Raw genomic sequence first — 17,769 nt, 5'->3', positions numbered from 1 at the left:
TGAGAGCGGTTGCACCGACAACACCCTGGTGATGTTTACCTCCGAACAGGGATCGCAGTTCCCGGGCAACAAATGGACCAACTGGAACACCGGGGTTCACACCGCGTTCACCGTGCGCTGGCCGGGCCAGGTCCGGCGCGGCACCCGCACCGAGGTCACGTCGTAGGTCGTCGTCGGCTCGGCCGGGGTGGTGAAGCGTGCGTTGGGGAGGTAGAGCCGGTCGCCGGACCGGGCGACGGTGGTGAACACGTCGAACGCCGGGCTGGTCACCGTCGTGCGCAGCGACCCGCGCGTCCCGGTGCGGTCCAGGTGCAGCACGGCCAGGGTGTTCACCCGGTTCTGCACCACGAACAGGGTGCGACCCTCCCGCAGCAGCCCGTCGCCGTTGGTGAGCACGTACCCGCCCAGGTCCACCGGCGTCGCCGCGCCCGAGGCGGGGTCGACGCGGTACAGCGTGCCGTTGCTGGAGTTCACGACCAGCAGCGCCTCGCCGTCGGGGGTGGTGGTGAGGCCGTTGGCGTTGTTCACCTCCGGGGTCTGCACCCAGGCGCCGGTCAGCGGGAGCGGCTCGGCGGCGGCCGGCAGCGCACCGCGCGGCCCGAACGGGATCCGGTAGAGAACCGCGTTGCGCGAGTCGGTGACCCAGGCCGCCTCGCGGGTGAGGACGACGTCGTTGATGAAGGTGGGCGCGGTGCCGGCGGTGAGCGCGTACCGGGCCAGCAGGTCGCCGCTGCGGGCGTCGATCACCCGGACCTCGCCCGCGGGGCCACCGGCCACGAACAGCCGGCCGCGCTGGTCGATCTTCAGCCCGACCGAGGCCGTGCCGGGGCCCTGCGCCACGGTGCGCAGCGCGCCGGTGCGCAGGTCGAGGGCGACGACGTCGCCGTCGGCACGCGATCCGAGGTAGGCGGTGTCGCCGCGGCCGACGGTGATGCCCTCCGGCTGGAAGCCGGCCGGGAGGGGCAGCACGTCGGGGGCTTGACGATCGCTGGGAGAGGACGCGGCCGGGTGTGCGGACGCCTCGGCGGCGCCGATCGCGGACAGCGCGAGCGACAGCGGCGCGACGAGCGCGAGGGCGGCGACGCCCAGGCGGGTCGGGCGGGTCGGGCGGGTCGTGGTGGTCATCGGTGACTCCTCGTGGTGGAGGCGCCGGAGGGCAGCCGAGGGCCCGAGCCCCCGGCGCCGAGAAACGGGGGCTCCTCCACCGTGCCAGCCCGACGGTGCTCACCGTTCACCCGTCGGTGGGCCGGCGCACCGGCCGCGGATCCTCCACAGCCACGGCGATCCCGGGCCCGTCCACCGCCGGCCTGCGACCCCCTCGCCGGGGTCCGCCGCCGGAGGGAGGGTCGGAGCCGTGCCGGGGCCCGTAGCCCCGCGCACCCGCCGTCCGCCCGGTCCGCGTGCGGCGGTCCCGCCCCCGATCTCGGAGACCCCATGTCCCTCGCGCCCCTCGCGCCCCTCGCGCCCCCCGCGTCCTGTCCGTCACCACCCCCGACCCGCTCCCGCGGGAGCGTCCTCCACCTCCTGCTGGCCGGTGCGATGCTGGTCGGGCTCCTCCTGACCCCGCTGGTGCCCGGTCCGGCCTGGTCGGTGGGCGTGCCCGATCCGGTGCCGACCAGCGGCACCGCCTCCGTGGCCCGGCCGGTCCCCACCGCGGCGTGCCGCACGATCGACCCGAACCTGGTGCGCGGGGTGTGCCTGCGCTACCCGACGGCGTCGGGCTGGGGCTACACCTAGCTCGGCAGCTACCGCGCGCCGGACGGTCGGGTGTTCCTGTGCCTGGACTACCTCTACGACTCCCGGCTGCCCCGTGACGCGCGGGAGGTGAGCACGGCCGGCCTGCGCAACCAGTTCGGTCTGCCCGTCGGCGAGGCCGAGGTGGCGGCGCTCAACCACGCGATCAGCACCCACGCCCCCGACGGCTCGAGCGGCAGCGCGGTCACCGACGCCGCGCTCGCGCTCCTGGCCCGCGAGGTGATGGGTGACGGTCGGCGTGCCGACGGACCCGACGGCGCCTCGGCCCTCCAGGTCTACCCCGGACCGCTGCACGTCGGCGAGCCCGTGCAGCCGCCCCGCGACGGCAGCGGCGCCGACGTGCTGCGCCGGGCGCAGTCGATCTGGGCGCAGGCCTCGTTGCGCCGCGGTCCGGTGACCCTCTCGATCGCGCGCACGGGCGTGCCCGACGGCACCGCCACCGTGCCGGTGGGACGTCCCGTGGCCTTCCGGATCTCCGCGATCGCCGGATCCGGCGCCTCCCTGGGCGGACTGGCGCTGACGGTGCGCTGCCGCGGTCCCGTCACGTGCCCGCGCTCCCTGGTGTCACGCCCCGGCGGGGTGGTGCTGCGGCTGCGCCCCACCCGGCCGGGCCGCATCGCCCTCGCGGTGCAGGCGCTGGTCCCCGCCGCTGACGGCCTGCTCTCGGTGGACCCCGACTGGCGGACCCACGAGGGCCCCGTCGCGGGCCGCCACGGCCGCCAGCGGGGCTGGATCGCCCGTCGCGTGTCCACCCGCGTGCGCGCCGGCATCGAGGTCGTCAGCATCCCGTGGGAGCCGAGCGTGACCACCCTGGCGCTGCCGCGCACGGCCCGGCCCGGAGCCACCCTGGTCGACGTGGTGACCGTCGCCGACGTCCCGCCCGACGTGGACCTGAGGGTCGTCGGCACGCTCTACGGGCCCTTCCCGAGCCCTCCCCGGCCCACGGACTGCCGGCCGGCGCACCGGGTCGGCACCGTCACGCTGCGCCTCGACGGCGCGGGCACCCTGCGCACCCCGGGGCTGGTCGCCGATCGGCCGGGCCACTACACCTGGGTGCAGCACCTCCCCGCGCAGCGCCGCGGACCCACCCCGGTGGCCGAGGTCCGCACCCCCTGCGGCCTCCCGGAGGAGACGACCCTCGTCGAGCCGTTCACCCCACAGGTCGCCACGCGGGCCTCCCGACCTGTCGTCCGGGCCGGTGAGACGGTGCACGACGTGATCACCGTGCAGGGTCTGGGGCACGCCCGCGCCCGGCTGCGGTGGTGGCTGGCCGGGCCGGTGCCGCCGGTCGACGGCGGGTGCGCCGGGGTCGCGTGGCACGACGTGCTCGTGCACGCCCGCGGCGAGATGGCGGTCGACGGCGCGCTCGCGACCGCGCCGGTGCTGCGCAGCGCCCCGCTGCGGCTCGAGCTGCCGGGCTGCTACTCCTTCGGCCACGAGCTCGAGCCGAGTGCGCTCTCCACCGCCCATCGCGCCGATCCCGGGATCCCCGCCGAGACCGTGCTCGTCACCCCGCGCCGACTGGCCGTCGAGACCCGGATCTCCGAGCGCGCGGTGCTCGTGGGACGCGAGGTGCAGGACCGGATCCGGCTGCGCGGGGGCCGGATCCCCGCCCGGGCCACGGCCGCGTGGACCCTGGTCGGACCGGTGAGCCCCGGCGCGGTCGGCTGCCGCGGCGCGGTCTGGGACGGGGCGGCACTCCGCGCCACCGGGCGCCTGGTGCTGCGCGAGGGCGCGGGGGTCACCGCCCCGGTGCGACTCGACCGGCCCGGCTGCTACAGCTACGCGGTCGACGTCGAGGCCGGCCCCACCTACGAGGTCCTCGACTCCCCGGTGGGGCTCGTCGTCGAGACCGTCGAGGTCACCCGGCCTGTGGTGCCCCTGCTGCCCGACGTGCCCACCGGGACCCCCGGCCCGCGCGCCGGGGTGGCGCCGGGCGCCGGGCGGATCGTGCCGCTCGGGCGGCCGCAGCCCTCCGACCGCCCGGACACCGCGCCGACGCCGGGGCCGCGGGTGCCGCCGCGTCGGTTCGTGCCGGCCGACCTCGCCGCCCCCGCCCCGGTGCTGCCGGGCACCGACCGTGCCCGGGGGGTGCTGGTCCTGCCCGGCGCCGACCCGCTGCGGGTCGTCCCCACCCGCGTGGTGGACGGGGTGGTGGCGGTGCCCCGGGCGGTCGACGAGGTCGGCTGGCTCGCCGCGAGCGCCCGCCCGGGCGACCTCACCGGCGCGGCGCTGCTGCTGGCCCACGTCTCCGACGGGGCGCACGGGCCCGGCGCGTTCGCCGGCCTCGCCGACCTCCGGCCGGGGCAGCGCGTGGTGTGGGACGGCGCGGTCTACGAGATCGAGCACCGCGCCGTGCGCCCACGCCGCGCCGGACTGCCCGCGACCGTCCTGCGCACCGACGGCCCGCCCCGACTCCACCTCGTCACCTGTGCCCACCGGGTGCGGCGCGGCGACGCCGACTTCTACCGCGACAACCTCATCGTCACCGCGACCCTGGTGCGCGGTGGACGGGGCGCCGCGGCTGTCGGTGCCGGCGACTAGCGTGCGTGGACGTGGATCCCGTCGCCGCGCGTGCGCTCGCGCAGCAGCTCATGGCCGACCACGGGCTGGAGGGCTGGACCGTCGTGCTCGACACCGCGGTGCGCCGGGCGGGGGTGTGCCGCTTCGCCGATCGCACCATCGGCCTGAGCGCGCCGCTGACCCGGCTGCACGACGAGACCCAGGTGCGGGAGACGATCCTGCACGAGATCGCCCATGCCCTGGTCGGTCCCCGCCACGGGCACGACCGGGTCTGGCGCGAGACCGCCCGGCGCCTGGGTGCCTCCGGTGAGCGGTGCCTGCCGGCCGACACGCCCGCGCCCGAGGCGCCCTGGGTCGGCACCTGCCCCGCTGGCCACACCAGCACCCGGCACCGGCGTCCGGAGCGCGTCATGACGTGCGCCCGGTGCAGCCGTACCTTCGATCCCGCCCACGTGCTCACCTGGCACCACCGCGGTCGCCCGGCCCAGCACCACCCCAACTACCTCGCCGAGCTCGCCGCCCTCCAGGAGGGCCGCGTGTGGCGGCTGGTAGGCCCCGGGGGCCGGATCCGCATCACGGCGCCGGGGGAGTGGGCCGGTCGCGACGGAGTCGTCGTCGGCCACGGCCGGACCTCCTACCGGGTCCGCGTCGGGCGGCGCACGGTCTCGGTCTGGTTCGCCCACGCCCAGCCTGTCGACTGACGCGCGCGACGGCGGCCCGCGCTCAGGCCAGCGGCAGCAGGTAGCGGCTGGTGGGCACCAGGTCGAGGTCGCGGTCGGCCCCGAACCGGGCACAGCTGGCCATCAGCCGCTCGATCCGGCTCGCCAGCTCGGCGTCGTCGCCGCCGGACCCGTAGAAGGCGTGCACGTCGGTGAGGGCCGCCATCGGGAAGTGCTCCTCCACCAGGGCCGCCACGGCGGGGGCCTGCGCGGTGAGGGGGCGCAGCACCCGGTTCTGGAGGTAGCCCGAGGTGCCCTGGGTGGCGATCGCGACCGGGGTGTGGTCCACCTGCCAGCGCTGCCGCCACTCCGCCTCGGGGAGGTCGACGGGACGGCGCAGCAGGGCGAGGTTGGCCAGGGCGTCCAGCCGCTCCCCGGGGACGGTCGGGGCGGGCGACAGCGGCGCGCGCTCCTCCACCTCCCACGCCGCGTGGTGGGCGGCGGTGGCGCTCACCGAGGCCAGGGCCACCGCCAGCACCTCCTCGGCCGGCGGCTGCGGCCAGGTGAGGGACACGATCGCGTTCCACCCCGGCTCGGGCGTGCCGGGGCCGGGGAAGCGCAGCGCCCCGGCCACCGGGGCGTCGTCGAGGTTCACCTGGGCGGCCGTGACGCCGAGCGCCCCGAGGGCGGGCCCCCGGGCCAGGAGCACGTCGTGGTCGGCGCCGGCCAGCGCGATCATCACCTTCATCGGCCCTGCTCCTCGGTCACGGTGCGGTAGAGGTCGGCGGTGCGGGTCGCGATCGACTCCCAGCTGAAGGACCCGATCGCGCGGCGACGACCGGCCGCGCCCCAGGCGGCGGCGCGATCGGGATCGGCGAGGGCGGCGTCGAGGGCGGCGGCGAAGTCGGCGACGTAGCGGTCGGGGTCCAGCGGCGTGCCGGTGCCGTCGACAGCCTGCTCGATCGGGACCAGCAGTCCGGTCTCGCCGGGCACCACGACCTCGGGGATGCCGCCGGTGGCGGTGGCCACCACCGCCGTCTCGCACGCCATGGCCTCCAGGTTCACGATCCCCAGCGGCTCGTACACCGACGGGCAGGCGAAGACGGTGGCGGCGGTGAGCAGCGCGACGACGTCGGCGCGGGGCAGCATCTCCCGGATCCAGACGACGCCGCCGCGGGTGGCGGCGAGGTCGGCCACGAGCGTCTCGACCTCGGCCTGGATGGCGGGCGTGTCGGGCGCGCCGGCGCACAGCACGATCTGCACCCGCGGATCGAGCTGCGCCACCGCGCGCAGGAACAGCGGCAGCCCCTTCTGCCGGGTGATCCGGCCGACGAACACGACGCTGGGCCGATCGGGATCGACGCCGAGCTCGCGCACCCGGTCGGGCGCGGGGGTCGGCGACCACACAGCGGTGTCGATCCCGTTGTGCACCACGCTCACGCGCGCGGGGTCCACGGCGGGATAGCAGCGCAGGACGTCCTCGCGCATCGCCGCCGAGACGGCCACGACGTGCGCCGCGGCCTCGTAGGCGGTGCGCTCGACCCAGGAGGACAGCGCGTAGCCGCCGCCGAGCTGCTCGGCCTTCCAGGGGCGCAGGGGTTCCAGGGAGTGCGCGGTGATCACGTGCGGCACGCCGTGCAGCAGCGCGGCCAGGTGGCCCGCGAGGTTGGCGTACCAGGTGTGGGAGTGCACCAGGTCGGTGCCCGCGCACGCGGCGGCGATGCGCAGGTCGACGCCGAGGGTCTGCAGGGCGGCGTTGGTGCCGGCCAGCTCGGCGAGGTCGGCGTGCCCGGTGGTGCCCGGTTCGTCGACCGGGGCACCGAAGGCCTGCACGCGCACGTCCGGTCCGGCCGGCAGCGCCCGCAGGGCGCGCACCAGCTCGGCCACATGCACCCCGGCACCGCCGTAGATGGCCGGGGGATACTCCTTGCTCAGCACGTCGACCCGCACACGGGGGAGGCTACTCGCGTTACGTTGCTCACTATGCGCAGTCGCACGAAGGTCCTCGCGATCGTCCTCGCCGGAGGGGAGGGCAAGCGGCTGATGCCGCTCACCGCCGACCGCGCCAAACCCGCGGTGCCCTTCGCCGGCATGTACCGGCTCATCGACTACGCGCTGTCGAACGTCGTGAACTCCGGCTACCTCCAGGTGGTCGTGCTCACCCAGTACAAGTCCCACAGCCTCGACCGCCACGTCACCCAGACCTGGCGGATGTCCTCGATGCTGGGCAACTACGTCGCCCCCGTGCCGGCCCAGCAGCGGGTGGGCAAGCACTGGTACCTCGGCAGCGCCGATGCGATCTACCAGTCGCTCAACCTGATCCGCGACGAGCAGCCCGACATCGTGGTCGTGGTGGGCGCCGACCACGTGTACCGCATGGACTTCTCCCAGATGGTCACCCACCACCTCGACTCCGGTGCCGCCTGCACGGTCGCCGCGATCCGGCAGCCGCTCGCGCTGGCCGACCAGTTCGGTGTCATCGACGTCGCGGCGAGCGATCCCGGCCGGATCAGGGAGTTCCTGGAGAAGCCGGTCGACGCCCGCGGGCTGCCCGACGCCCCGGGTGAGGTCCTGGCCTCGATGGGCAACTACGTCTTCGACGCCGACGCGCTGGTGGAGGCCGTCACGCGCGACGCCACGGAGCCCGGCTCCCAGCACGACATGGGGGGCGACATCGTGCCGGCCTTCGTGCGCCGCGACCTGGCCGGCGTGTACGACTACCGCGACAACGTCGTGCCCGGCGCCACCGAGCGCGACCGCGGCTACTGGCGCGACGTCGGCACCCTGGGCTCCTACTTCGCCGCCCACATGGACGTCGTCAGCCCGCTGCCGGTGTTCAACCTCTACAACTTCGAGTGGCCCATCTACACCAGCAACGGCCCGGAGCCGCCGGCCAAGATCGTGGCGGCGGGCGGCCACGCCGCCGACGTCGACGAGGCCGTGCTGTCCCCGGGCGTCGTGGTCTCCGGCGGTCGGGTGGTGCGCTCGGTGCTCTCGCCGTCGGTCTCGGTGGCGCCGGGCGCGGACGTCGAGGGCGCGGTGCTGATGCACGGCGTCAGCGTCGGGGAGGGGGCGGTGGTGCGCAACGCCATCATCGACAAGAACGTCGCCATCCCGGCCGGAGCCGAGGTGGGCGTGGACCACGAGGCCGACCGCGCACGGGGGTTCCTGGTCAGCGACGGCCTCACGGTGCTGGGCAAGGACCACCCCTTCCCGGCCTGAGGTCCGCGCCGGCGCGCGGCCGCCGGCTACCGGCTACCGGCCGCGCGGGGGCGTCGCCGTGCCGGTCGGCACGAGGACGGCCAGGCCGTTGGCCACCCGCCGCTGGAAGCCGTCGGAGGGGGAGTTGACGACGCCGAGGCCGCCCGAGGGCAGTCGGGCGGCGATGGTCGAGGAGCCGCCGCCGTCGAGGTTGAGGGCCTGGTCGGCGCCGAGGTCGACCATGATCTCGGCCATCTCCAGCATCGTGGCGCCCCGGCTGAAGGACTGGCGGCCGTCGACGACCAGCAGCAGCACCTGGTGGGTGTCGCGGTCGATCCCCACCGCCGTGCGCGGGTGCATCTCGCGGTCGTCGAGGTCGGGGATGATCCCGTCGCGCAGCAGCACGGCGTTGCCGGTCAGCGCCATCCGCGGACCCCCCTCGAGCCGGGTCGAGACGCTCAGCCGCATGCCCCGGCGCAGGGTGCTGAGCTGTCGCGCGCCCTCGCCGCGACCGATGAGCAGTTGGCCGCGGATCCCGGTGCCGGAGGGCAGCCGGCTGCGTGAGGAGACGACGCGGCCGCCGCGCACCACCACGGCGCGCACCTTCCGGGTCTGGCCTCCGGTCACGCGGAAGCCCTGGGTCGGTCCCCAGTCCCGGGTGTAGAGCCCGATGTTGCCGTCGAAGACCTCGGGGGCGTTGAGGTGGGAGACCACCAGCCCGGGGCGCTGGGGGATGCTCGCCAGCAGGTGCAGGGTGCCGATCTGCGGCACGCCGTGCTTGTTGACGTAGAAGGTGGAGTTCCAGCCGGTCCGGCGCGCGTTGAGCAGCCCGCGCTCCCGGCTCCGCGCGGTGCCGAGCGGGGCGTTGGTGTCGCCGATGTCGAAGAAGTCGCCGTTGACACCGGCCACCGCCCGCACGCGCTCGAGCATCGGGCGCAGCTGCTGGGTGCGGGCCACCGGCCCGTCGTTGACGACGTCGAAGCGCAGTCCGGCGGTGCGGTAGTCGGCGGCCACCAGGGAGAAGCGCTGCGGACCGCGGGAGTCGCGCTGCTCCCACACGACCGCGCTCACCCCGGGCGCCACCGTCCAGCTGCTGAGGATCGCGGGGTCGGTGGTGCGGGCACGGGCGAGCCAGTCGCGGGGCGCGGCGATGGTCCCGGCGACGCCGTCGCTGGTCTGCGGCAGCGGGCCGCCCGGGGCGCCGGCCCCCGCCGTCCCGGCCCCCGCGCCGTCGAGACGGGCGGCCACCGTCACCGCGCCGCCCGGTGGCGCGACGGGGGCGGCCGGCGCCAGGGCCACCGCGAGGGCGGTGAGGCCCCCGAGGGTCAGCAGGGCGCGCCCGGCGAGGCCACAGTGGCGGGGGCGAGGGCCCGGCGTCGGGGCAGGGGTGTCCGAGGTGAGCGAGGGGAAGGTTCGCACCCGCCCAGGCTAAGCCGGATCGGCCCCGCCCGCCGGCTATCCGCCCCGGCGCGCCCCGGGTCCGGGCCACCGCCGACACCTGGGCCCCCGCGAGGCGGCGGGATCACCGGCAGGGCACGGCCCCGATCCGGGACAGGCCCGCGAGGTCGCCGGGACCGAACTCCGAGCGCAGCGTGCCGCGCGGGTACATCAGCTCGCCGGGGTCGTCGACGTGGGCGAGCCCCACGAGGTGGCCCAGCTCGTGGAGCAGCAGCCCCCGCATCGCCGCCCCGCCCTGAGGTGCGTCGGCCAGGTCGTCGGTGACGTCGCGGTCGAGCACGACGATGCCCGTGACGTAGGCCTGCAGGCGTCCGCGCCCGATCATCGTCGGGCCGCCCAGCCCGGCGACGTCGTCGGCGAGGTCGCCGACCTCCGCGGAGTCGGCCCAGCCGATCAGCACGGGTTCGGGGTTGCCGCCGGCGTCGAGCCGGTCGTCGAAGGCGCGGTCGTCGGTGGTCCCGAGGTAGTCGAAGACCAGGCCGGTGCGGTCCTCGATCTCCTGCACGGCGTCGTCGATCTGCTCCTCCCAGCCCGACGGCGCGCCCTGCGGGTTCACCAGGTAGCGCACGGGCTCGCACGGACTGAAGCCGACGGGGTCGCCGCCGCGGGTGGTGTGCAGGAACGCGTAGGAGCCGGTGGAGTCGGCGGCGACCTCGGGGGCCAGCCGGTCCTCGGCCCCCACGAGGCCACGGGCCTGGACCGCGATCGGGGAGTCGCTGAGCGCGACGTAGCCGAGCAGCACCATCAGCGTGACGACCCCGGCCACCACCGAGACCGTGCGCTCGCGGTCGGCTCGCAGCACCATGCCGCCATCCTCCCCGACGACCGGTAGCGGCGCGGCCTCAGAGCCCGGCGGCGACCTCCAGGGCCGCGATCTCGGCGTCGAGGTGGCCGAGCAGGCGCTGCAGGTGCGGCACCGTGCGGCGGCACCCGGTGAGACCGAACCCGAGCTGGCCCTCGTAGGAGGTGCAGGTGATGTTGAGGGCCATCCCGTTGATCGGGATCGAGAGCGGGTACATGCCGACCATCCGCGCGCCGTTCCAGTACTGGGTGGTGCGCGGGCCCGGCACGTTGCTGATGATCAGGTTGTAGGGCGGGCGCACGATGCCCTGCATCCGCAGCAGCGGGGTGAGGATGGCCGGGGCCTGGCCGATCGCGCTCATGGCGAGGATCTGCATCTGCGTCATCGACGACAGCGCCTCCTTGCCGTCGCGCATCGAGGTGTGGATCGCCCCGAGCCGGCGGGCCGGGTCGGCCTGGTCGGTGGCCAGGGCCACCATCACGGCGCCGACGGCGTTGCCGCCGTCGGCGGAGGCGATCTGCGACTGCTTGGCGTTGAGCCCGATCGGCACCATCGCCACCAGCGGGGAGTCCGGCAGGGCGTCGAGCTCGGCGAGGTAGGTGCGGATCGCGCCGGCGCACATCGCCAGCACCACGTCGTTGATGGTGGTGCCGGTGGCCTTCCCGATCGCCCGGATCCGCTCGATCGGCCAGTCCTGGGCGGCGAAACGGCGCGAGCCGGTGATGTTCTGGTTGAACATCGTGCGGGGGGCGTACAGCGAGACCGCGCTGGTCTCGTTGCGCAGGCCCTGGCGCAGGGTCCGCACCAGCGCGCCCGGCATCCCCGCGGCCTCGGCGGTGACGCCGAGCGCGGTGCGCAGGGCGCTCATGGGGAGGTCGGCGAGGTTCGAGTCGCTCGGGGCGGCGGTCCGCGGCCGCGGCCGGGCCGCCCACGGTGCGGGCATGCCGCGGCGGGTCTCGTCGGTGGTCAGGGTGCTGGCGAGCAGGCGCATGGCGCTGACGCCGTCGACCAGGGCGTGGTGGGTCTTGGTGTAGAGCCCGACCCGTCCGTCCCGCAGGCCCTCGATGACGTGGGCCTCCCACAAGGGCCGCTCCCACGCCAGCCGGGTGCTGTGCAGCCGGCCGCACAGCTCCAGCAGCTCGCGGACGCGACCGGGCTTGGGCAGGGCCGAGTGGCGCACGTGGTGCTCGATGTCGAACTGCTCGTCGGGCCTCCACACCAGCTGGCCCCCGGTGCGCAGCGACCGGTGGGGGTGCTTGAGGAACAGCGGCGCGACGGCGTCGACGTCACGCATCCGCTCGAACATGGTGCGGATGTAGTTGCGCCCGGCGTCCTCGGGCTTCTCGAACAGCTGCAGACCGCCGACGTGCATCGGCATGTTGCGGTTCTCGGCGAGCAGGAACGCCGCGGACGTCGGATCGATCGGGGTCGCCACGCCGGTGATCCTCGCCCAGCGTGACCACGGCCACAAGGCGCCGCGCGGAGGTCGCCGGATCGTCCCCAGGGCGGGCGACGTCGTCGTGCTCCACCGGGAGCCGCGCCGGTCGCGCCCGGTGGTGGTGGGCCCCGCCTAGCGTCGGGCCCGTCCTCGCCGGATCAGCCGGCGCGGCACCCGTCTCGGAAGGCCCGACCATGCCCGCACCCCTCGACCCCCTCCTGCACCTCCTGCACCTCCCGCCCGTCGCGCCGGTCCACTCGGGCTCCCCGTCCGGTCCGATCGCCCCGCCCCGACCGACGGCGTGGAGGTCGCTGCCGGTCCGGCTCTGCGTCGGTCTGGGCGGGCTCGCGCTCGGTGCCGGCCTCGTGGCGGGCGTGGCCCACGCCGCCACCGACACGCAGGCGCCCGGGCGCGGCGAGCGACCGGTGATCGTGGCCGTCGAGGGCGACCCCGCCAACGGGTTCACCCTCACCTACGCCGACGGCGCGACGCTCTCCCCGCCCACCGACTCGGAGTCGGTGGCGGAGTGCTCGGAGTACGACCGCCGGCTGGACCGGGTGCGGTGCCGGGTCGAGGTGCGCACCTGGTACCGCGACCTCGGCGACCTGCGCGACTCCCTGGCCTACGTGCGCGACCACCCGACGACGCCGACCCGCTGACCCCCTGACCCGCGGCGTCGCGGCTCACAGCGAGTCGCGCAGCTCGCCGACCACCGCGTCCACCACGGCCACGAGGTCGCCGTCCGACCGGGCCGCGACCTCGCGCTGGCGCTGGTAGGAGGCGCCCCGCCGGAGGAGGGCGTGCACCTGGTCGAGCTCGGCCTCGCAGCCCAGCCGGGCCGCCGTCGGCTCCAGGCGGGCCAGCACGTCGGCGAGGTCGTCGGTCACCAGCCGCTCGGTGTTGGCGGCGTCGAGGATGACGATCGCCTCCAGGCCGTAGCGGGCGGCCCGCCACTTGTTCTCCTGCACGTGCCAGGGCGGCAGGACGGCGGGCTGCTCGCCGCGGGCGAGCCGGTCGTCGAGGTCGACCACGAGGCAGTGCATGAGCGCCACGAGCGGGGTCAGGTCGGCGAAGCCGGACACGCCGTCGCACACCCGGTTCTCCAGGGTGCCGAGCCGGGGCGCGGGCCGCAGGTCCCAGCGGATCTCGGTGAGGTCGTCGATCACGCCGGTGGTGAGCTGGTCGTGGGCGAAGGACTCGAACTCCTCCCAGCGCTGGAACTGGAAGGGCAGGCCCGCGGTGGGCAGCTGCTGGAACATCAGGGCGCGGTTGGAGGCGTAGCCGGTGTCCACCCCGGCCCACAGCGGAGAGGAGGCCGAGAGCGCCTGCAGGTGCGGGGCGTAGGTGAGCAGCGCCGACAGCACCGGCAGCACCCGCTCGCGCGCCGGCAGCCCGACGTGCACGTGCACCCCCCAGATCAGCATCTGCCGGCCCCACCACTGCGTGCGCGAGATCAGCTCGGCGTAGCGCTGGCCGGTGCTGAGCTCCTGCGCCGCCCACGCCGCGAAGGGATGGGTGCCCGCGCCGAACAGGTCCAGCCCGAGCGGGTCGGCGGCGGTCACCACCGCCTCGACGGTCGCACGCAGGTCGGCCATCGCCTCCCCCACGGTGCGGCAGACGCCCGACACCACCTCGACGGTGTTGCGCAGCAGCTCGGGGTGCAGCCGGTCGGGGTGGGGGAGCAGCGGCCGGGCGCGCTCGAAGAGCGCGTCGGCGTCGTTGCGCAGGTCGCGGGTGGTCCGGTCGACCAGGCCGAACTCCCACTCCACCCCGAGGGTGGGGCGCTCGCAGGCCTGGAAGTCGATCCGCACGCGAGCAGCGTTCCACACCCCCGCACCCGGGCCCACCCCCGACGACGACAGGGCCGCACCGCGGCGGCGGTGCGGCCCTGTCGGAGCGGTCGTGCGGGTGGTGCGGGGAATCAGACCACGGTGGTCTTGTCCGGCAGCATCCGCTTGGCCCCGACGGCGATGACGTCCTGGTAGCGCGGGCCGATCACCTTGGCGAAGGTGTGCAGCGCGTGGGCGTCGATGCCCACGAGCACGCGGGGCTGGTTTCGCAGGATGCCCTTGACGATGATCTCGGCCGCCTTGTCGGGGGTCATCCGGGCCAGCTTCTTGTCGAACAGCTTCGCGGTGGCGTCCTTGTTCTCCTTGGCCGAGACGCGCGCGTTGCGGGCGATGGCGGTCTTGATGCCGCCGGGGTGCACGGCGGTGACGCCGACGGGGTGGCCCGCGATGAGCATCTCCTCGCGCAGCGCCTCGGTGAGCCCGCGCACGGCGTACTTCGAGGCGTTGTACAGCGACTGCCCGGGCATCGAGATCAGGCCGAAGAGGGAGGAGATGTTGACGATGTGGCCGTCGCCGCTGGCGATCAGGTGGGGGAGGAACTCCTTGGTGCCGTGCACGACGCCCCAGAAGTTGATGCCCATGATCCAGTCCATGTCGGCGTACTCGAGGTCGTGGAGATCTCCCGCCAGCGCCACGCCGGCGTTGTTGACCACGACGTTGACCCGGCCGAACTCCTGCACGATCGCGAGCGCGTACTGCGCGAAGGCCTCGCGGTCGGCGACGTCGAGGCGGGTGCTGTGCACCTGGGGGGAGCCGGCCTTCTCGGCGAGCGCGACGGTCTCGGCCAGGCCGGCCTCGTCGACGTCGCTGAGGGCGAGCAGCGAGCCGCGGCGGGCGCAGTTGAGCGCCACGGCGCGACCGATGCCGGACCCGGCACCGGTGATGACGACGACCTTGTCGGCGAGCGACTTCATGGCGGTACTTCCTCTCGGGGTGGGATCGGGCTCACGCTAGGCCCACTATTGAACAACTGTCAATTAGGTGCGTAGGATCCGGCCCTGTGACTTCCACCGCGCGTGTGCGCCTCAGCCCGGCCGAGCGACGCACCCAGCTGCTCGACCTCGGGGTCCGGTTGCTCGCCACCCGGTCGCTGGACGAGCTGTCCATCGACGTGCTGGCCGAGGAGGCCGGCATCAGCCGCGGTCTGCTCTACCACTACTTCGGGAACAAGCAGGACTTCCACGAGGCGGTCGTGCGCCACGCCGCCGACGACCTGATCCGCACCACCGCGCCCCCGCCCCACCGCGACCCGCTCGTGCGCCTGGGGACCTCCCTGGCCGGCTACGTCGACTACGTGCTGGCGAACTTCGCCGGGTACGTGTCGCTCGTGCGCGGTGCGGCCAGCGGCAACGAGACCGTCCGCGCGATCTACGACGAGGTGCGCGCCGCCCTCACCGACCGCTTCTTCGCCGCCGAGGCCGGGGCACCCGAGCTGCTGCCCGACACCCCGACCCTGCGCCTGCTGCTGCGCGGGTGGCAGGCGATGGCCGAGGAGATGGTGATCGCCTGGGTCGAGCACCCCGGCGACCTCACCCGCGAGGACCTGCTCGAGCTGATCGGCAGCACCCTGGTCGGCGTCGTGGAGAAGGCCGGCCTCGAGCTGCCGATCGTCACCCCGTCGTGAGGTAGCGCACCGGCACGCCGCGGAAACAGGTCAGGCCCCCGACCAGCGGCGAGCCCTCCTGGACGGTGACGAGCAGGCCCACGCCGCCCTCGACCTCGGTGACGCCGGCGCCCACCACCCCGCTGCGGGAGTCCGGGCGCAGGTAGCGCTCGTTGAACAGCAGCGAGACCTCGCGGGCCCGCTCCGGCGTGGCCGGGCTGCAGGTGCGCGAGGTCTCCCCGGAGTCGGGCGAGGTGCCGATCAGCACCGCGCCCGCGACGGCGCCCACCAGCACCGCCACCGCCGCGATCAGCGCGATCCGGAGGGTGCGATCGCTCATGCCACGACGGTAGCGGGCCGGGGGTGCCGCCGGGACCGGCATCCAGGACCGGGTCAGGCCGCTGAGCAGGCCGGAGTCAGGCCCGGGTCACAGGGGCGAGGTGAGGTCGTAGAGCGTGGTGCCGTCGACGCTCACCGCGGTGAAGGTCGCACTCACCCACGCGGTGATGAGCGACGCGGTGCTGCTGGCGTCGTCCCCGCCCCTGCCGCCCATGCCGCCCATCCCGCCACCGAGGCCGCTGGGGATGAAGTAGTGGATCTCCCCGTCGGCCACCAGGCGTTGGAACTGCGCCAGCGTCGGGCTGGGGTCGGAGCCGTTGAAGCCGCCGATCGGCATCACGCTGCGCTGGGTGGCCAGCTGGTAGCCCGAGGCGTTGTTGGCGCCCACTGTCGCCGCCACCCAGGTGTAGGAGTCGGCGTCGTCGAGCAGGGTGCCGACCAGGGCGGTGGAGGGCTCGGTGCTCTCCAGCAGCCCACGCAGGCCACCACCGGGCATCCCGTCGGGCATCCCGCCCGGCAATCCGGTCGGCATCCCGGTCGGCATCCCGCCCGGCAATCCGGTCGGCATCCCGCCCGTGCCGGGACGCCCGCCGACCATCGCGCCGCCGGAGGGCCCGGCGGTGGGGATCGACCCGGTGTGCGGTGTGGCGGCGGTCGTCAGCGCCGACGCCGTCGGTGCGGCGAGGGCGGTGATGAGGGCGGCCAGGGCCACCGCGGCCCGCATCCGGTGCGGCAGCACGGCGGAGGCCACCACGAGCACGGTGAGGACGACGCCGGAGAGCAGGACCGCCGCCCGCAGCCACGGGTGCCAGTCGGGGGTGCGCGCGAGGATCGTCCAGGCCAGCGAGCACGTGCCGGCCAGCACGGCCGCGAGCAGGCCCCGCGCGGCGAGGGTCCCGCTGCGCCACAGCATGCCGGCCCCCAGGGCCACGAGTACCGCGATCGCCGGCGCGAGCGCGACGGTGTAGTAGGCGTGGTAGATGCCGGCCATCAGGCTGAAGGTCAGCGCGGTGACCACCAGCCAGCCCAGCATCGCGGTGGCGAGGACCCGCTGCAGGCGCGGTCCGCGCAGGCACGCGACCAGGCCGAGCACGAGGGCGGCCGGCAGCAGCCAGGCGATCTGGCCGCCGTTCTCCGCACCGAGCAGCCGGAACAGTCCGGTGGTGCCCCAGCCGCCGCCCTGGCCGCCGCCGACCGAGCCGGTCTCCTCGCCCGTGATCCGACCCAGGCCGTTGTAGCCGAAGGTCAGCTCCAGGAAGGAGTCGTTCTGGGAGCCGCCGATGTAGGGACGGGCCGAGGCGGGCACGAGCTCGACCACGGCCACCCACCAGCCGCCGGCCACGAGCATCGCGCCGAAGGCGAGGAGCAGGTCGGCCAGCCGACGACGCCACGGCCACGCCGCGAACAGCGCGTAGGTGAGCGCGAAGCCGGGGAGCACGAGGAAGGCCTGCAGCGTCTTGGTGAGGAAGGCCAGCCCGAGCAGGGTGCCGGACAGCGCCAGCCAGCGGCGGGCCCGCTCCGGGGTGTCGAGCGCGCGCACCAGGGCGGAGGTGGCCGCGGTGAGCAGGAGCACCAGCAGGGCGTCGGGGTTGTTGAAGCGGAACATCAGCACCGCGACCGGCGTGACGGCGAGCGTGACGCCGGCAAGCAGGGCGAGGGCCGCGGAGCCGCTGACCCGCCGCACCATCCGGTGCACCAGCCAGACGGTGGCGACGCCCATCAGCGCCTGCGGCACCAGCAGGCTCCACGAGGAGAGCCCGAAGATCCGCACCGAGAGGGCCATCGGCCACAGTGCCAGCGGGGGCTTGTCGACGGTGATGGAGCCGGCGGCGTCGGAGGCGCCGTAGAAGAAGGCCGACCAGGAGTCGCTGCCGGCCTGCGCGGCGGCGGCGTAGAAGGAGTTCGCCCAGCCCGACGCGCCGAGCCCGATCAGGTACAGCGCCGCGGTGCCGAGGAGCAGCAGCGCGAGGTGGAGGCGTTCGTCGCGCCAGCGGCGAGGGGCGGATCCGGGCCGGACGTCGGGGCGGGCGACGGGAGCCGGCCCGCCGGAGGAGGTGTCGCCCGGGGTCGCGGACGACGGCGACGGGTGGAGTGCGGTCATGGGCTCCACCGTGGCCCCGGCGGCTTTGCCTGCGGCCGGG

Annotated in this window: 16 protein-coding genes; 6 read left to right on the top strand and 10 right to left on the bottom strand. The window is 75.1% G+C overall.

From position 1 onward, the window contains the following. Window positions 1-96 precede the first annotated feature (96 nt). Window positions 97-1,125, bottom strand: a complete 1,029-nt coding sequence (locus ACERUJ_RS12525) for a PQQ-binding-like beta-propeller repeat protein (RefSeq protein WP_370248894.1) — start codon at window positions 1,123-1,125, stop codon at window positions 97-99. 309 nt (window positions 1,126-1,434) lie between these two features. On the opposite strand from ACERUJ_RS12525, the gene ACERUJ_RS12520 reads away from it, so the two are divergent. From ACERUJ_RS12520 to ACERUJ_RS12510, 3 genes are read left to right on the top strand one after another with little or no spacing between them, the layout of a single operon-like run. Next, window positions 1,435-1,737, top strand: a complete 303-nt coding sequence (locus ACERUJ_RS12520; RefSeq protein ID WP_370248893.1) for a hypothetical protein — start codon at window positions 1,435-1,437, stop codon at window positions 1,735-1,737. 30 nt (window positions 1,738-1,767) lie between these two features. Next, a complete protein-coding gene (locus tag ACERUJ_RS12515) occupies window positions 1,768-4,299 on the top strand; it encodes a sortase domain-bontaining protein (protein WP_370248891.1) in 2,532 nt (843 codons plus the stop codon). A gap of 11 nt (window positions 4,300-4,310) precedes the next feature. After that, window positions 4,311-4,979, top strand: coding sequence for a SprT-like domain-containing protein (locus ACERUJ_RS12510; RefSeq protein ID WP_370248890.1), 669 nt, complete (start codon window positions 4,311-4,313; stop codon window positions 4,977-4,979). A gap of 22 nt (window positions 4,980-5,001) precedes the next feature. Here ACERUJ_RS12510 and ACERUJ_RS12505 read toward each other — a convergent pair whose 3' ends face one another. Both ACERUJ_RS12505 and glgA read right to left on the bottom strand, forming a co-directional pair. After that, window positions 5,002-5,685, bottom strand: a complete 684-nt coding sequence (locus ACERUJ_RS12505; protein ID WP_370248889.1) for a hypothetical protein — start codon at window positions 5,683-5,685, stop codon at window positions 5,002-5,004. Then, on the bottom strand, window positions 5,682-6,887 hold the full coding sequence (glgA, locus tag ACERUJ_RS12500; RefSeq protein WP_370248888.1) for a glycogen synthase: 1,206 nt from the start codon (window positions 6,885-6,887) through the stop codon (window positions 5,682-5,684). Before glgA ends, ACERUJ_RS12505 begins: the two co-directional genes overlap by 4 nt. Window positions 6,888-6,920: 33 nt before the next feature. Here glgA and ACERUJ_RS12495 point away from each other — a divergent pair, with 33 nt between their 5' ends. Further along, complete coding sequence (locus ACERUJ_RS12495) at window positions 6,921-8,159, top strand: glucose-1-phosphate adenylyltransferase (protein WP_370248886.1); 1,239 nt, start codon at window positions 6,921-6,923, stop codon at window positions 8,157-8,159. A 33-nt stretch (window positions 8,160-8,192) separates the two neighbouring features. Here ACERUJ_RS12495 and ACERUJ_RS12490 read toward each other — a convergent pair whose 3' ends face one another. The 3 genes from ACERUJ_RS12490 to ACERUJ_RS12480 all read right to left on the bottom strand — a co-directional run bounded on the left by ACERUJ_RS12490 (window position 8,193) and on the right by ACERUJ_RS12480 (window position 11,833). After that, window positions 8,193-9,557, bottom strand: coding sequence for a phosphodiester glycosidase family protein (locus ACERUJ_RS12490; RefSeq protein WP_370248885.1), 1,365 nt, complete (start codon window positions 9,555-9,557; stop codon window positions 8,193-8,195). A gap of 103 nt (window positions 9,558-9,660) precedes the next feature. After that, window positions 9,661-10,401 carry a matrixin family metalloprotease gene (locus ACERUJ_RS12485; RefSeq protein WP_370248884.1) on the bottom strand — a complete coding sequence of 247 codons (741 nt, stop codon included), beginning with the start codon at window positions 10,399-10,401 and terminating at the stop codon, window positions 9,661-9,663. Between the two features lie 37 nt (window positions 10,402-10,438). Then, a complete protein-coding gene (locus ACERUJ_RS12480; protein WP_370248881.1) occupies window positions 10,439-11,833 on the bottom strand; it encodes a wax ester/triacylglycerol synthase family O-acyltransferase in 1,395 nt (464 codons plus the stop codon). Between the two features lie 197 nt (window positions 11,834-12,030). Between ACERUJ_RS12480 and ACERUJ_RS12475 the strand changes: the two genes are divergently transcribed. Continuing rightward, entirely contained in the window at window positions 12,031-12,495 is a 465-nt protein-coding gene (locus ACERUJ_RS12475) for a hypothetical protein (RefSeq protein WP_370248880.1), read from the top strand. Window positions 12,496-12,519: 24 nt separating this feature from the next. On the opposite strand, the gene ACERUJ_RS12470 is transcribed toward ACERUJ_RS12475, so the two are convergent. Beyond that, complete coding sequence (locus ACERUJ_RS12470; RefSeq protein WP_370248878.1) at window positions 12,520-13,647, bottom strand: glutamate--cysteine ligase; 1,128 nt, start codon at window positions 13,645-13,647, stop codon at window positions 12,520-12,522. 110 nt (window positions 13,648-13,757) lie between these two features. After that, on the bottom strand, window positions 13,758-14,600 hold the full coding sequence (locus ACERUJ_RS12465) for an SDR family NAD(P)-dependent oxidoreductase (RefSeq protein WP_370248877.1): 843 nt from the start codon (window positions 14,598-14,600) through the stop codon (window positions 13,758-13,760). An 86-nt stretch (window positions 14,601-14,686) separates the two neighbouring features. Here ACERUJ_RS12465 and ACERUJ_RS12460 point away from each other — a divergent pair, with 86 nt between their 5' ends. Beyond that, window positions 14,687-15,310, top strand: coding sequence for a TetR/AcrR family transcriptional regulator (locus tag ACERUJ_RS12460; RefSeq protein WP_370248876.1), 624 nt, complete (start codon window positions 14,687-14,689; stop codon window positions 15,308-15,310). Here the strand turns inward: ACERUJ_RS12460 and ACERUJ_RS12455 are convergent. Together ACERUJ_RS12455 and ACERUJ_RS12450 are read right to left on the bottom strand one after the other, a co-directional pair. Further along, window positions 15,297-15,629 carry a hypothetical protein gene (locus ACERUJ_RS12455; RefSeq protein WP_370248875.1) on the bottom strand — a complete coding sequence of 111 codons (333 nt, stop codon included), beginning with the start codon at window positions 15,627-15,629 and terminating at the stop codon, window positions 15,297-15,299. The genes ACERUJ_RS12460 and ACERUJ_RS12455 overlap by 14 nt on opposite strands. 87 nt (window positions 15,630-15,716) lie before the next feature. Continuing rightward, window positions 15,717-17,729, bottom strand: coding sequence for a glycosyltransferase family 39 protein (locus tag ACERUJ_RS12450; protein WP_370248874.1), 2,013 nt, complete (start codon window positions 17,727-17,729; stop codon window positions 15,717-15,719). Window positions 17,730-17,769 lie beyond the last annotated feature (40 nt).

Origin of the sequence: Nocardioides sp. (genome assembly GCF_964228225.1) — a bacterium.
Lineage (GTDB): Bacteria > Actinomycetota > Actinomycetes > Propionibacteriales > Nocardioidaceae > Nocardioides.
The sequence above is the reverse complement of the archived record's forward strand: the minus strand, read 5'-3'. Positions and strand labels throughout refer to the sequence as shown.